Genomic DNA, 14,482 nt, shown 5'->3' on the forward strand with positions numbered 1-14,482 from the left:
ACTCCGACCGGGCTGTGAACGTCGCAAAGAAGCAATTTTGCGTGGTGTTGGGCTTCTGTCTCAAGGAAATTGAGGCTCTGGCGAGGGCTTGCGAACTTGCATTTTGTGAAATAGCAAAGTTGCGAAATGGGAGAGAAGCTATTCATCGGGCCGCGTCTGCGGCTGCTGCGCCAGGCCAAGGGCTGGAAGCTGGAGGCCTGCGCGGCCCAGCTCGGCCTTTCGGCCAGCTACCTGTCGCAGATCGAGGCCAACCAGCGGCCGGTCACCGCCCGGGTGCTCATCGACGTCATGCGGGTGTTCGAGGTGGACGCCGCTTCGCTGGACGCAGCCGACGACCAGCGGCTGATCGCCGACCTGCGCGAGGCCACGGCCGACGCGCCCGTCGGCGGACCAATGGGGAACGATCCGCCGGCCCTGTCGGAGATCAAGGCGGCGGTGGCCAATACGCCCAACCTCGCCAAGGCCTATCTCGACCTGCACCGCGCCTATCGCCGTCTCGACGAGCGGCTGAAAGCGACCGAGGAGGCCGTATCGCTGGACGAGCGCGGGGCGGCCAGCGCACTCTTGCCCTACGAAGAGGTCCGCGACTTCTTCCACTACAAGAACAACTACATCCATAGCCTGGACGTCGCCGCGGAGGCTCTGGCGGTTGAGATCGGCGGAGGCGGCGAGCGGGCGCTGGAGGCCTATCTCGCCGACCGCCTGGGCGTGCGGGTAGTGCGCGGCGACGAGCCTGACCTGCTGCGCCACTGGGACGCCTCCTCGCGAACCGTGACCATCGGCGCGGCCCATCCGGAGGCGACGCGCAGCTTCCAGCTGGCCTATCAGATCGCCGCGCTCACCTTGTCTGACATCGTCGAGGCCGAACTGGCGGCGGCGGGCTTTCGCAGCGACAGCGCCGCCAAGGTCTGTCGTACGGGCCTGCTCAACTACGCCGCCGGCGCGCTCGTTTTGCCCTACGAGCGCTTCCGCGAGTCGGCGCGGGCGGCGCGGCATGACATCGAGCGCCTGGCGCTGTCGTTCCAGACCAGCCTGGAGCAGGTGTTCCACCGGCTCTCGACCTTGCAGCGACCGGGCGCCCGGGGCGTGCCGTTCTACTTCGTGCGGCTGGACCGGGCCGGCAACATCACCAAGCGCCACAGCGCCACGCGCCTGCAGTTCGCGCGCTTTGGCGGGGCTTGTCCGCTTTGGAACGTGCACGACGCCTTCGCCCGGCCCGACGCCTGGCTGGTGCAGCTGGCGCAGATGCCCGACGCCGTCCGCTATGTCTGCATCGCGCGGGGGGTGGTGAAGCCGTCGGGCGCCTATCGCCAGGCCGAGCGGCGCTATGCCCTGGGCCTGGGCTGCGAGGCCCGCTATGCCGACCAGCTGGTCTATGCCGACGGATTGGATCTTTCGGGACCGTCGGCGCCGATCGGGGTCAGCTGCCGGATCTGCGAGCGCGATGACTGCTCCCAGCGCGCCTTCCCGCCGGTGGACCGGGCCTTCGAGGTGTTCGAGGACGACCGCCGCTGGGTGCCGTTCTCGCTGAAGGGGTAGGCTTCAGTCGATCGCGTTCAGCAGGTCCTGGCCAGCCTGCGTCCAGGTTCCGCCGCGTCCGGACGGGGCGAGGAGGCCGTAGCCGACCAGCAGGTCCACGGCGCGTTCCCCGGCCGACATGGATTGATGGTCGAGCTCGCCGTCGCGATCCTCGAGATACTGGGCGCACATCCAGGCGAGGGCGGAAAGCAGGCGCTGTTCTTGATGGGTCATCCGCAGAGGATGTCGCCCGCGAAAAGCGCCCGCAAGCCGGTCAGGCCTCGATATCGACGTCCTTGGTTTCCTTCAGGAACAGCATGCCGATGATCGCCGTCACGGCGGCTACGACGATCGGATACCAGAGGCCGTAGTAGATGTTGCCGGTGGCCGCGACCATGGCGAAGGCCGTGGTCGGCAGGAAGCCGCCGAACCAGCCGTTGCCGATGTGGTAGGGCAGGCTCATCGAGGTGTAGCGGATGTTGGTCGGGAACAGCTCGACCAGCATCGCCGCCACCGGGCCGTAGACCATGGTGACGTAGATCACCAGCAGGGTCAGGACGAAGATCACCAGCGGCTTGTTGATCTTGGCCGGGTCGGCCTTCTCGGGATAGCCGGCGGTTTTCAGGGCTTCGGAGAGCTTGGCCTCCCAGGCCTTCTTCTCGACGGCGAACTGCTCCTTGGAGAGGGTCTCGCCGCGGAACGAGGGCAGGGTGGTCTCGCCGATGCGGACCTCGGCGATCTCGCCGGTCGCGATCGGTTGGTTCTCGTAGCTGACGCCGGCCCTGGCCAGGTAGGACTTGGCCAGGTCGCAGGAGGAGTTGAACACCGTCTTGCCCACGGGGTCGAACTGGAACGAGCAGTCGTCCGGGTCGGCGATGACCGTCACCGGGGCCGAGGCCGTGGCGGCGGCCAGTTGCGGGTTGGCGGCGCTGGTCAGGGTCTTGAACAGCGGGAAGTAGGTGAGGGCGGCCAGCGCGCAGCCCAGCATGATGATCGGCTTGCGGCCGATCTTGTCCGACAGCCAGCCGCAGACCACGAAGAACGGCGTGCCGATCAGCAGGGCGACGGCCACCAGGGTGTTGGCCACGGCGCCGTCGACCTTGAGCATCTTCTCCAGGAAGAACAGGGCGTAGAACTGGCCGGTGTACCAGACCACGGCCTGGCCGGCGGTCAGGCCGACGAGGGCCAGGATGACGATCTTCAGGTTGCCCCAGCGGGCGAAGCTGTCCTTCAGCGGCTGCTTGGTGCCCTTGCCCTCGCTGACCATCTTCTGGAACGACGGGCTTTCCGACAGTTGCAGGCGGATCCACAGCGACACGCCCAGGAGGGCGATCGAGATCAGGAACGGGATGCGCCAGCCGAAGGCCTGGAAGGCGTCCTCGCCGACGGTCGAGCGGGTGGCGAGGATCACCACCAGGCTCAGGAACAGGCCGAAGGTCGCGGTGATCTGGATGAAGCTGGTGTAGAAGCCGCGCCGGCCATGCGGGGCGTGCTCGGCCACATAGGTCGCCGCGCCGCCGTACTCGCCACCCAGCGCCAGACCTTGCAGCAGGCGCATCAGCACCAGCGCGATGGGGGCGGCGACGCCGATCTGCTCGTAGCTGGGCAGGAGGCCGACGACGAAGGTCGACAGGCCCATCAAGAGCATGGTGACGAGGAAGGTGTTCTTGCGACCCCATAGGTCGCCGAGGCGTCCGAACACCAGGGCCCCGAACGGGCGCACCGCGAAGCCGGCGGCGAAGGCCAGCAGGGCGAAGATGTAGCCCGTGGTCTCGTTCACGCCCGAGAAGAAGTGGTGGGTGATGTAGGTGGCCAGGGAGCCGTACAGGTAGAAGTCGTACCACTCGAAGACCGTGCCCACCGACGCCGCGCCGATGACCAAGGCGTCCTTGCGCTGAACGGTCTCTCCGTTCTTCGCGCCTGACGTCGCTACGGCGTCCGCCATACTCGTATCCTCCTCAAAAGCGTCGCCGCTTTGCGCGGCTGATCGTTGCGGGGGATGATGGCAGGCGCCTCGCGACTTACGTAAAGGGGAACTTTCGTGGAACGCAGGGTTGCGAACGACGATTTTCGGGGATTGAGCCGGCCGATGCTGCCACCGGTGGCATGACGAGCCCGCCAGGAAGTCAGGCCAGGACGTAGATCCAGGCTTCGACGGCGCCGGCGTCGGTTTCCACCGTGAGGCTTACCCTGCGGTAGCCGGCGCCCTCGAAGGCGTCGAGGCGGGCCCAGTGGGCCTCCAGCGCGCCGCTTTCCAGCACCTGCACCGCGATGGCCTCGCCGTCGGGATCGGGCACGAGGCCGGGGAAGCCGATGGCCGCGCCCCAACCCTCGGCGACCAGGCGGCCGCGCACGACGCCGGATGTCCAGGTCCCGCCCAGCGGCGCCAGGTGATGGTGGTTGGGGCGGCCGGGCGCGAGCGAGCCGTAGACCGCCAGACGTTGGAGGGGGCGCTCGGCGTAGCGGCTGATCTCGATCAGGTTCTGGTCGGGATCGCGAAAATAGACCGAGGTCATGGGCCCCAGTGCGCCGTTGCGATCCACCGTGCCGAGCTCGATGGCGACGCCGCAGCCGGCGAGGTGACCGAGCACGGCATCGAGCGGCTGGCGGGTTATCAGGCGGAAATCGCCGGCGCCGGCCAGGGCCCGCGCCGCCTTGGGCGTGAAGGGCGCGTCGGCCGGGTGGAGATTGATCTTCCAGCGGCCGAAGCGAACGGCCGTCGGCTTGCCAGGCGTGACGACCCGCTCGGCGCCCAGCACCTGCTCGTAGAAGGCGGCGCTGGCCTCGACGCTGGCCACGGTCAGCACGAAGTGGTCCAGACGATCGATCTCGATCATAGCTCAGGCCTCCGTCAGCCAGGCGCGCAGCAGGGCGGTCGTTTCTTCGGGGCGCTCTATGGCCGGCAGGTGGCCGCAGGCCTCGAACACGTGAAGGCGCGAGCCGGGGATCGCCTCGTGGATCGCGCGGGACTCCGTCGGCGGCGTCAGCTGGTCGGAATCGCCGACGGCCACCAGGGTGGGCATGGCGATGGAGGGCAGCAGCGGGCAGGAGTCGGGACGACCGAGAATGGCGTGCTGCTGGCGCAGGAAGGCCTGGCCGCCGACGCGGGCGGCCATCTCCTTGACCTCGGCGCCCAGCGGCTCGTCCAGGCGCGAGGCGTGCAGCAGTTGCGGCAGCATCCGCTGGGTGACGCCCAGGAACCGGCCGACCTCCAGCGCGGCCATGGCGCGGCGGCGGTTCTCGGCGCGGGCGGGGGTGTCGGGCGCGGCGCTGGTGGCCAGGAGGGCCAGGCGCTGGACCCGCTGCGGCGCCTGGCGCAGAATCTCGAAGGCGACGTAGCCGCCCATGGAGAGGCCCGCGAGGGCGAAGCGTTCTGGGGCGGCGGCCAGCACGCGGGCGGCCATGGCCGCGACGCTGTCGTCCAGGGTCAGGTCGGCGATGATCGGCTCGGCGATGTCGGCGAGGCCTTCTGCCTGGTCGCGCCACAGGCGGGCGTCGCACAGCAGGCCGGGCAAAAAGACGAGGGCTTGGCGATCGGTCATGACGGGTCTTCCCGAGGAATGCGCAAGGCCAGGGCGGCGCCGGCCAGGACGAGAACGGCGGTGAAGCCGGCGACGGCTGGCCAGGCGCCGTGTCGCCAGAACCAGCCGCCGACGGCGCCGGCCAGGCTCGAGCCGGCATAGTAGAACAGCAGATAGAGCGCAGCCGACTGGCTCTTGGCGGGGCCAGCGAGGCGTCCGATCCAGCCGCTGGCCACGGCGTGGGCGATGAAGAAGCCGGTGGTGACCATGGCGATCCCGGCGATGATGCTGGCGAGGCTGGTCGGCAGGGTCAGGGCGATCCCGGCCAGGATGACGGCCAGGCCGACCAGCAGGAGGCGGCGACGGCCGTAACGTTCGGCCAGTCGTCCGGCGGTCGAGGACGACCAGACCCCGAAGGCGTAGACCAGGAAGATCAGGCCGACCTGGGTCTGGCTGAGGTGATAGGGCGCGCCCTCAAGCCGGAACTCGACGTAGTTGAACAGGGCCACGAACACGCCGGTCAGGCAGAAGCCCAGGCCGAACAGCGCCAGCAGGCCGGGGCGGCGCCAGGCCTCGTTCCAGGTTCGCAGGCGATCGGAGAGGCGCTCGGGCGCGGGGGCGCGCACATGGCGGGGCCGGGGCAGCAGGGCGAAGAAGGCGAGGGCGGCGACGAGATCGATCGCCCCGATGGCGGCCATGGCCATGCGCCAGTCGAAGGTCGCCAGCAGCAAGCCCATGCCGACGCGGCCGGCCATGCCGCCGAAGGCCGTGCCGGCGACGTAGAGGCCCATGGCGGCGGCCAGCTCCGAGGCTTCGGTTTCCTCGGCCAGATAGGTCATTGCCACTGCGGGCACGCCGCCCAGCAGCAGGCCCTCGGCGGCGCGGGCGACCAGCAGCAGCGGCCAGGTCGGGGCCAGGGCGGCGGCGAGGTTGCAGCCGGCGGCCAGCACCATGGAGCTGAACATCAGCGTCTTGAGGTTCAGACGTTGGGCCGCGCCGCCGGCCATCAGTATGGCGATCGCCAGGGTGGCGGTGCTCAGCGACAGGGCCATGGCGCTCTGGGCGGGCGACAGGCCGAAGGTCCGCGCGAAGGTCGGCAGCAGGGGCTGCACGCAGTAGAGCAGGCTGAAGGTCGAGAAGCCGCCGAGGAACAGCGCCACTGACATTCGGCGCAGGCGCACCGCGTCCCTGGCGGGCGAGGCGGTGATGGTGGCGCAAGCGGTCATGGCGGTGATCTAGAACTCCGCCTTCCGACAGTCCAATATATGGCGAATGGATTTTCGATAGCTTTTGGAGATGATGTGGAGCTGCGTCACATCCGCTATTTCCTGGCCGTCGCCGAGGAAGGGCACTTTACGCGGGCGGCGGCCAGGATCGGCATCGGCCAGCCGCCGCTGAGCCAGCAGATCAAGGACCTGGAGGCCGAGCTGGGCGTGACCCTGTTCAAGCGCCTGCCGACCGGGGCCGAGCTGACCGAGGCGGGCAGGGCGTTCCATGCGGCCGTGCGCAACATGCCCGATCAGGCCAGGGCGGCGGCCGTCCAGGCCCAGAAGGCGGCGCGGGGCGAGAGCGGCTCGCTGCGCCTGGGCTTCACGGGATCGGCCGTGCTCAATCGCGCGGTGCAGGCCTCGGTGCGCACCTATCGCCGGCGCTATCCTGACGTCGAGCTGTCGCTGACCGAAACCAACAGCACCCACCTGGCGGCCGAGGTGGCGCAGGGGGCGCTGGACGCGGCCTTCCTGCGGCCGGGCGCCGTCGATCTTGCGGGCCTGCGGGTGCACGATCTGGATGGCGAGGAGATGGTGGCGGTGCTGCCGACCTCGCATCCGGCGGCGGCCGGCGAGGCGGTCGATCTCAATGACCTGCGGGCCGAGGCCTTCATCCTGACGCCGCGCGGGCTTGGCCCCACCGTCTTCGACGCCGCGGTCGAGGCCTGTCGGCGCGCGGGTTTCGAGCCGACCCTGGGCCAGCCGGCGCCTCAGATGCTGTCGCTGGTGGCGCTGGTCGCGGCCGAGCTCGGGGTGTCGATCGTGCCGGTCTCGATGGCGCGGCTGGCGCTGGACGGGGTGGTCTTCCGGCCCATCGCCGGCGGAACGCCGATCGCGCAACTCAGCCTGGTGACTGGGAAAACGCCGTCACCCGCGCTGCAAAACTTTGTCAGGATCGCGCTCGGTTCCGAGGGTTGATTTGTAATATCAATACGAAGATATTCCGCGCCGAAATCCCGGCCGGGCCTTCATTGGCCGGGAAAGACAGAACGGGAGCATTCGCCATGTCGGGACATCTTCGGAAGCTGGGCCTGGGACTCATCGCCGGCCTGATGGCCTCCACCGCCGCCGTCGCAGCGGAGCCCAAGACCTATCTCGGCGTCGACATCTCCTACGCCAACGAGATGGACGACTGCGGCGCGGTGTACCGTTCGGGCGACAAGACCGTCGAGCAGTACCAGTTCTTCAAGGACGCCGGCTCGAACATCGCCCGCATCCGCCTGTGGAACGACCCCAAGTGGACGAACTATTCCAACATCGCCGACGTCACCAAGAGCATCAAGCGCGCCAAGGCCGCCGGCCTGCAGGTGCTGCTCGACTTCCACTATTCGGACGACTGGGCCGACGGTGAGAAGCAGCTGGCTCCCAAGGCCTGGGAGAAGCTGTCGACGCCGGAGCAGGCCAAGGCCCTCTACGCCTTCACCTACGACACCCTGGTCAAGCTGGACGCCCAGGGCCTGATGCCCGACCTGGTGCAGGTGGGCAACGAGACCAATGGCGAGATCGTCTCGACGCTGGAAAAAGCCAAGGACCCGATCAACTGGGAGCGCAACGCGCTGCTGTTCAACGCCGGCATCAAGGCCGTGCGCGACGCCGGCGCCAAGGGCTCGAAGAACCCGCGGGTGATGCTGCACATCGCCCAGCCCGACACGGTCGAGGACTGGTTCGCGGCCGCGGCCAAGGCCGGCGTCACCGACTACGACATGATCGGCATCAGCTACTACAGCAAGTGGTCCAAGCGCTCGATGGCCCAGTTGGGCGAGTCCATCAACCGCCTGCGTCACACCTATTCGGCCGACGTGGTGGTGGTCGAGACGTCCTATCCCTTCACGACCGAAGGCGCCGACAGCTCGCCCAACCTGCTGGGCGAGGATTCCCTAATCCCCGGCTATCCGGCGACGCAGGAAGGCCAGAAGAAGTACCTGATCGACCTGACCCAGCTGGTCTTCGCCAATGGCGGCACGGGCGTCTTCTACTGGGAGCCGGCCTGGGTCTCGACTAAGTGCAAGACCCGCTGGGGCACGGGCTCGAACTGGGAAAACTCGACCCTGTTCGACTTCAAGGGCCAGCCGGTCCAAGGGATCAAGTGGCTGTCTTCGACCTACGTCATGCCCGTCGAGACGACCTTCAAGGTGGCGGCCGGCGACAAGGCCGCAGCGTTCATCGACGGCGACTTCCTGGGCGGGGCCGGGCCGCGCCCGATGGTCCGCGAGGGCGCCGACTTCGTCTACCGCACGCGCTTGATGCCGGGCGCCTCGGTGACCGTGGCGACCGCCCCGACGGCGGAGGCGGTCGAGGCGGCTTCGGCTGTTACCGCGACCATCTCGGCCAAGCCCAGCGCCGTGCGGTTGCCCGTCCAGCCCTGACGACTTGTCAGATGTGATTGATATGATAAATACCACTGGCGCGCCGGTCCGCAGAGCCGGCGCGTCAGCGTCCGTCAGAGACGCGGTTCCTTTGGCGCGGACCGTCGCGCCCCACTGATCCGGCCGTTTGACGCCGGTCCTCTCCACAAAACCAGAAGACAGCCACGCCCGCAGAAGGCGTTGCGTCCTAATTGGGGGAACTAGATGACCCGACAATCCATGCTGCTCGCCGCCGCCAGCGGTCTGAGCCTGCTCGCCGTTTCGTCCGCCGCCTGGGCGCAGGACGCGGCTCCCGCTTCCGACACCCAGGTCGAGGAAGTCGTCGTCACCGGCGTGCGCAAGAGCCTGCGCGACGCCCTGGGCGTGAAGCAAGGCTCCGACAAGGTGGTCGAGGCGATCTCGGCCAAGGACATCGGCCAGCTGCCCGACGTGACGATCGCCGAGTCGATCGCTCGCCTGCCCGGCGTGAACGCCACCCGCGACCGCGGCAACGACAGCCAGGCGGTGGTCCGCGGCCTGGGCGCCCGCCTCGTGCTGGGCACCATCAACAACCGTGAAGTCGCCTCGTCCGAGCCCGACCGCAACGTCCGCTGGGAAGTCTATCCCTCGGAAGTCGTCCAGGGCGTGCAGGTCTACAAGTCGCAGTCGGCCGACCTGATCGCCGGCGGCGTCGCGGCCACCATCAACATCCAGACGATCGACCCGCTGGACTACCGCGGTCCGTCGGTCGTTCTGCGCGCCGGCCCCGTCTACTATGACGGCGGCAAGGACATTCCGGACTACGGCCAGACCGGCTATCGCGCCAGCGGCTCGTTCGTGCACAAGTTCAACGACGACCTGGCCATGGTGCTGGGCCTGACCTCGCAGAAGCAGAAGAACGGCTATGTGTCGTTCCAAGGCTGGGGCTGGAACGACTCCAACATCCGCACCCCCGTCGGCGCTAGCGACTACAGCGGCGACCTGAACGGCGACGGCAAGACCGACGCCACCCCGTGGGGTCTGCAACTCGAGGTCAAGAAGCTCGAGCAGAAGCGTGACGGCGTTTCGACCGGCCTGCAATGGAAGCCGACCGACAACTTCGAACTGAAGTTCGACGCCCTCTACTCGAACATCAAGATCCGCGAAGACCAGGACCAGGCCGTCTACGCCCGCAACCGCGGCAACTGGAACAACGGCAACTGGGGCGACTACAACGGCGCCGGCGCGTCATACACGCTGGAAAACAACACCGTCGTCGCGGCGACCCTGCCGTATGCCTCGATCACCTCGATCCTGGCCCGCTACACCGAAGACAAGACCCTGTTCGCCACCGGCCTGAACGGCAAGTGGACCAAGGACCTGTGGACCGTGGCCGGCGACATCTCGTACTCGAAGGCCGAGCGCGAGAACAACTGGCGCGCCGTCCGCATGGACAGCTGGCCCTCGTCGCTGAGCTATGACGTCCGCGCCGGCGCCAAGCCGTTCGTGACCGCCTCGCAGGATCCGATCTCGCTGGCCCAGACGGTCCAGAGCGGCTCGGCCGGCAACAACGGCGGCCAGAACGACGGCCTGGAGCACCTGAACGACGAACTGGTCGCCGGGGCCCTGGACTTCACCCGCGACCTGAGCGGCACGTTCAAGAGCGTCCAGTTCGGCTTCCGCGTGTCGGACCGCACGAAGGACCACAGCCAAGGCCAGTGGTTCGTCTGCGCCAACCCGTCGAACCTGAGCAACATCTACGACGCCAGCCTGCAGGACGAGTGGGGCAACTGCCTGCAGTCGACCACCGTGCCGGCCAGCCTGCTGACCTCGTACAACATCGGCGGCTTCAACGTCCCGGGCGTCATCACCGGCGACCTCGACGCGGTGGCCCGCGCGATCTACGGCGACAACGCCTTCAACTACGCCAACGCCCGCGACAACCTGGCCCAGCGCTGGAAGGTCAACGAGAAGGTCGGCGAGGCCTACGCCAAGCTGAACTTCGCCGCCGACAGCTTCGCCGGCTCGTGGCTGACGGGTAACGTCGGCGTGCGCGTGGTCACCACCAAGACCAGCAGCGACGGCTATCGTCAGAACGCCGGCGCCAGCACCTTCACCGCCGTGACGGTCGACAACGACTACACCGACGTCCTGCCGTCGGCGAACGCCAAGTTCGACTTCGGCGAAGGCAAGGTCGTGCGCGTGGGCCTGTCGCAGGTGGTGGCCCGTCCGCCGCTGGACGAACTGCGCGCCAGCAAGACCCTCAGCACCTGGGCACCGTACACCGGCTCGGGCGGCAACCCGAACCTGAAGCCGTTCAAGGCCGTCCAGTTCGACCTGTCGGGCGAATGGTACTTCCGTCCGGAAGCCCTGGTGGCCCTGGCCTACTACTACAAGGACGTCGACACCTACATCGGCTGGACCCAGACGCCCGAGACCTACAACGGCACGACCTACGCGGTGGCCACCCCGGTCAACGGCGGCGGCGGTTACATCCAGGGCGTCGAGGCGACCTTCCAGACGCCGTTCTTCTTCCTGCCGTCGGGCCTGGACAAGTTCGGCATCTATTCGAACTACGCCTTCGTCGACTCCGACCTGAACGAGATGACGCCGTCGACCAAGCCGCTGTCGCTGACCGGCCTGGCCAAGCACACCGCGACGGTCGACCTGTGGTACTCCAACGGTCCGATCGAAGCCCGCCTGGGCTACAAGTACCACAGCCCGATGACCGTGATTTACGGTTGGAACGGCTCGGAACTGCAGACCCTGGGCGCTGAAAAGACCCTGGACTTCAGCACCTCGTACCAGATCAACGACATGGTCGGCGTGCGCTTCCAGGCCAACAACCTGACCAACCGCGCCATGCGCACCTACCGCGACGGCGACGAGAACCGTCTGGGTCGCTACGACATCTATGGTCGTCGCTTCCTGATGGACGTCACGGTGAAGTTCTAAGACGTTCAGAGGCCTTGCGTGGACCTCGCCTTTCGACAAGCTCGGGGTGAGGTCCATTGCATCGCTTCGGCATTCGAAATCCTCGTCCTGAGCTCGTCGAAGGGCCAGGGTTTCGCACTCATTCCAGGACGTCACTCCTCCCCGACGATCCTTTGCTAGGGGAGGGAGCCTCGCCGCTTCCTCCCCTTTCTTTTGCTTATGAGAGGTCCCCGATGGTCGAGTTCAGCCGCCGGCAAGCCCTGGCCGCCACTGCTGGCGTCGCCGCCTTCGCCGCCGCGTCTTCCGCCCGCGCCGCCAAGCCCGCCGCAGCTCCCGCCAAGAAGGCGGCCCCGGTCGTCGTCGACCTGGGCCCGCGCGAGCGCACCAGCCTGGACTTCGACTGGAAGTTCCACCTCGGCCACGCCCAGGATCCGGCCCGCGACTTCGGCTATGGCGCCAACCAGCGCACCTACGCCAAGGCCGGCGCCGACGCGCCCAACTGGTGGGTGGCCGCCGCCGCCCAGAAGGACTTCGACGACAGCGCCTGGACCCCCGTGACCGTGCCGCACGACTGGGCCGTCACCCTGCCGTTCGAGAACAACCCCGACTACAAGCCTAGCGGCAAGCCCGATGACGAGGACCTGCGCGCCGCCCACGGCTACAAGGCCATCGGCCGCGAGTTCCCCCAGAACAGCATCGGCTGGTACCGCAAGAAGTTCACCCTGCCGGCCGTCGAGACCGGCACGCGCCTGTCGATCGAGTTCGACGGCGTGATGCGCGACGCCGTGGTGATGGTGAACGGCTATGTCCTCGAGAGCGAGGAAAGCGGCTACGCCAGCTTCCGCGTCGACATCACCGACATCGCCAATGTCGGCGGTGAGAACCTGATCACCGTGCGCGTCGACGCCAGCCTGGGCGAAGGCTGGTTCTACGAGGGCGCGGGCATCTATCGCCACGTCTGGCTGGTCAAGACCGCCCCGGTGCACGTGCCCCAGTGGGGCGTGTTCGTGAAGTCCAAGGTCGACGGCACGCTGGAGATCGAGACCGACCTGATCAACGAGGGCGACGAGGCCGTCGAGTTCAGCCTGGTCCACACCGTGCTCGACGGCGCGGGCAAGCCGGCCCTGGCCGTGGCCCCGGCCGCCGGGCGCTTGCCGGGCTGGCAGCGCCAGTCGCTGTCGCAGACCGTGACCCTGGCCAATCCGGTGCTTTGGTCGCTGGATAACCCGCACCTCTACACCCTGGTGACCGAGGTAAAGCTCGGCGACGCGGTGGTCGACCGCTACGCCACGCCGTTCGGCGTGCGCTCGGTGCGCTTCGACCCGAAGGAGGGCCTGTTCCTCAACGACAAGCACGTCAAGCTGCAAGGGACCTGCAACCACCAGGACCACGCCGGCGTCGGCGCGGGCATCCCCGACACCCTGCAGACCTGGCGGATCGAGCAGTTGCAGTCGATGGGCTGCAACGCCTATCGCGCCTCGCACAACCCGGCCACGCCCGAGCTGATGGACGCCTGCGACCGTCTGGGCATGCTGTTCATCGCCGAGACGCGCCGCATGTCCAGCGATCCCACCTCGCTGGACGAGATGGAGCGGCTGATCCGCCGCGACCGCAACCACCCGTCCATCATCCTGTGGTCGATCGGTAACGAGGAGCCCCAGCAGGGCACGGCGCGCGGCCGCAAGGTGGCCAAGACCATGAAGCGCCTGGTCAACCGCCTCGATCCGACCCGCGGCGTCACGGCCGCCATGGACTCGGGCTTTGGCGACGGCATCACCGCCGAGCTCGACGTCATCGGCTTCAACTACCGCCACGAGAAGATGGACGACTTCCACGCCCGCTTCCCGAACCTGCCGATCATCGGCAGCGAGAGCGGCAGCACGGTCACCACGCGCGGCGAATACCTGCGCAGCGACGCCAAGAGCTATGTCCCGGCCTATGACACCGACCACCCCTGGTGGGCGACCACGGCCGAGAAGTGGTGGAGCCACGCGGCCGACCGTCCGTGGATGGCCGGCGGCTTCATCTGGACCGGCTTCGACTATCGCGGCGAGCCGACGCCCTTCAACCGCTGGCCCAGCATCAGCTCGCACTTCGGGGCGCTCGACACCTGCGGCTTCCCGAAGGACAACTATTACTACTACCGCGCCTGGTGGCGGAAAGAGCCGCTGCTGCACCTGTTCCCGCACTGGAACTGGGAAGGCCAGGAAGGAAAGCCGGTTCCGGTCTGGGTCCACAGCAACTGCGACAAGGTCGAGCTGTTCCTGAACGGCAAGAGCCAGGGCATCCGCGTTGTAACCCCCAACCATCATGTTGAATGGTCTGTCCCGTATGTGGCTGGGACGATCGAGGCCCATGGCTACAAGGACGGCAAGGTGATCCTGCGCCAGCGTCGCGAGACGGCCGGTCCCGCCGCCGCCGTGCGCCTGTCCACCGATCGCTCGGCCCTCACCGCCGACGGTCAGGACGTCGGCATCCTCAAGGTCGAGGTGGTCGACGCCAAGGGTCGCGTGGTGCCGAAGGCCGAGGACCTGGTCGCCTTCTCGGTGACCGGTCCGGGCGAGGTGATCGGCGTCGGCAACGGCAACCCGACCAGCCACGAGAGCGACGTCGCCAGCCAGCGCAAGGTCTTCAACGGCCTGGCCCAGGTGATCGTCCGCACCAAGCGCGGCCAGGCCGGCGAAGTGCGGGTGCTGGCCTCGGCTCCCGGCCTGAAGCCGGCCTCGCTGGCGCTGAAGGCGGGCTGACCGCGAGAACGAAATCCTCGCCCTTCGACGGGCTCAGGGTGAGGATTTCTACTGCAAGGCCTGCAATCTGGTCCTCATCCTGAGCTTGTCGAAGGACGAGGACCACGCGCGAGCAACTCAGGCTGGTAAGGCGCAAGATCCTTGCGCGAGGCGCGGAATTAGGGGTGGAC

10 protein-coding genes are annotated in these 14,482 nt (G+C 67.8%); 5 read left to right on the forward strand and 5 right to left on the reverse strand.

Annotation, left to right across the window (positions count from 1 at the left end; translation table 11 throughout):
• Positions 1-126 precede the first annotated feature (126 nt).
• Positions 127-1,539 (forward strand): helix-turn-helix domain-containing protein, encoded by a 1,413-nt coding sequence (locus tag SGCZBJ_RS17280; protein ID WP_101719225.1) that lies wholly within the window; start codon positions 127-129, stop codon positions 1,537-1,539.
• Between the two features lie 3 nt (positions 1,540-1,542).
• Here the strand turns inward: SGCZBJ_RS17280 and SGCZBJ_RS17285 are convergent, their stop codons facing one another.
• From SGCZBJ_RS17285 to SGCZBJ_RS17305, 5 genes are all read right to left on the reverse strand, one after another.
• On the reverse strand, positions 1,543-1,752 hold the full coding sequence (locus tag SGCZBJ_RS17285) for a hypothetical protein (RefSeq protein ID WP_101719226.1): 210 nt from the start codon (positions 1,750-1,752) through the stop codon (positions 1,543-1,545).
• A 40-nt stretch (positions 1,753-1,792) separates the two neighbouring features.
• Positions 1,793-3,463, reverse strand: coding sequence for an MFS transporter (locus SGCZBJ_RS17290; protein WP_101719227.1), 1,671 nt, complete (start codon positions 3,461-3,463; stop codon positions 1,793-1,795).
• Between the two features lie 181 nt (positions 3,464-3,644).
• Positions 3,645-4,355, reverse strand: a complete 711-nt coding sequence (locus SGCZBJ_RS25720; protein WP_165799355.1) for a gamma-glutamylcyclotransferase — start codon at positions 4,353-4,355, stop codon at positions 3,645-3,647.
• 3 nt (positions 4,356-4,358) lie between these two features.
• Positions 4,359-5,060 (reverse strand): alpha/beta fold hydrolase, encoded by a 702-nt coding sequence (locus tag SGCZBJ_RS17300; RefSeq protein ID WP_101719228.1) that lies wholly within the window; start codon positions 5,058-5,060, stop codon positions 4,359-4,361.
• Positions 5,057-6,265: an MFS transporter gene (locus SGCZBJ_RS17305; RefSeq protein WP_101719229.1), complete on the reverse strand. Its 1,209-nt coding sequence runs from the start codon at positions 6,263-6,265 to the stop codon at positions 5,057-5,059. Before SGCZBJ_RS17305 ends, SGCZBJ_RS17300 begins: the two co-directional genes overlap by 4 nt.
• 75 nt (positions 6,266-6,340) lie before the next feature.
• On the opposite strand from SGCZBJ_RS17305, the gene SGCZBJ_RS17310 reads away from it, so the two are divergent.
• The 4 genes from SGCZBJ_RS17310 to galA all read left to right on the forward strand — a co-directional run bounded on the left by SGCZBJ_RS17310 (position 6,341) and on the right by galA (position 14,312).
• Positions 6,341-7,225: a LysR family transcriptional regulator gene (locus SGCZBJ_RS17310; protein ID WP_101719230.1), complete on the forward strand. Its 885-nt coding sequence runs from the start codon at positions 6,341-6,343 to the stop codon at positions 7,223-7,225.
• An 86-nt stretch (positions 7,226-7,311) separates the two neighbouring features.
• Entirely contained in the window at positions 7,312-8,673 is a 1,362-nt protein-coding gene (locus tag SGCZBJ_RS17315) for a glycoside hydrolase family 53 protein (protein ID WP_101719231.1), read from the forward strand.
• A gap of 204 nt (positions 8,674-8,877) precedes the next feature.
• Positions 8,878-11,586 carry a TonB-dependent receptor gene (locus SGCZBJ_RS17320; protein WP_101719232.1) on the forward strand — a complete coding sequence of 903 codons (2,709 nt, stop codon included), beginning with the start codon at positions 8,878-8,880 and terminating at the stop codon, positions 11,584-11,586.
• Between the two features lie 212 nt (positions 11,587-11,798).
• A complete protein-coding gene (gene galA, locus SGCZBJ_RS17325) occupies positions 11,799-14,312 on the forward strand; it encodes a beta-galactosidase GalA (RefSeq protein WP_101719233.1) in 2,514 nt (837 codons plus the stop codon).
• The last annotated feature ends 170 nt before the right edge of the window (positions 14,313-14,482 follow it).

It is taken from the genome of Caulobacter zeae, from assembly GCF_002858925.1.
GTDB lineage: Bacteria > Pseudomonadota > Alphaproteobacteria > Caulobacterales > Caulobacteraceae > Caulobacter > Caulobacter zeae.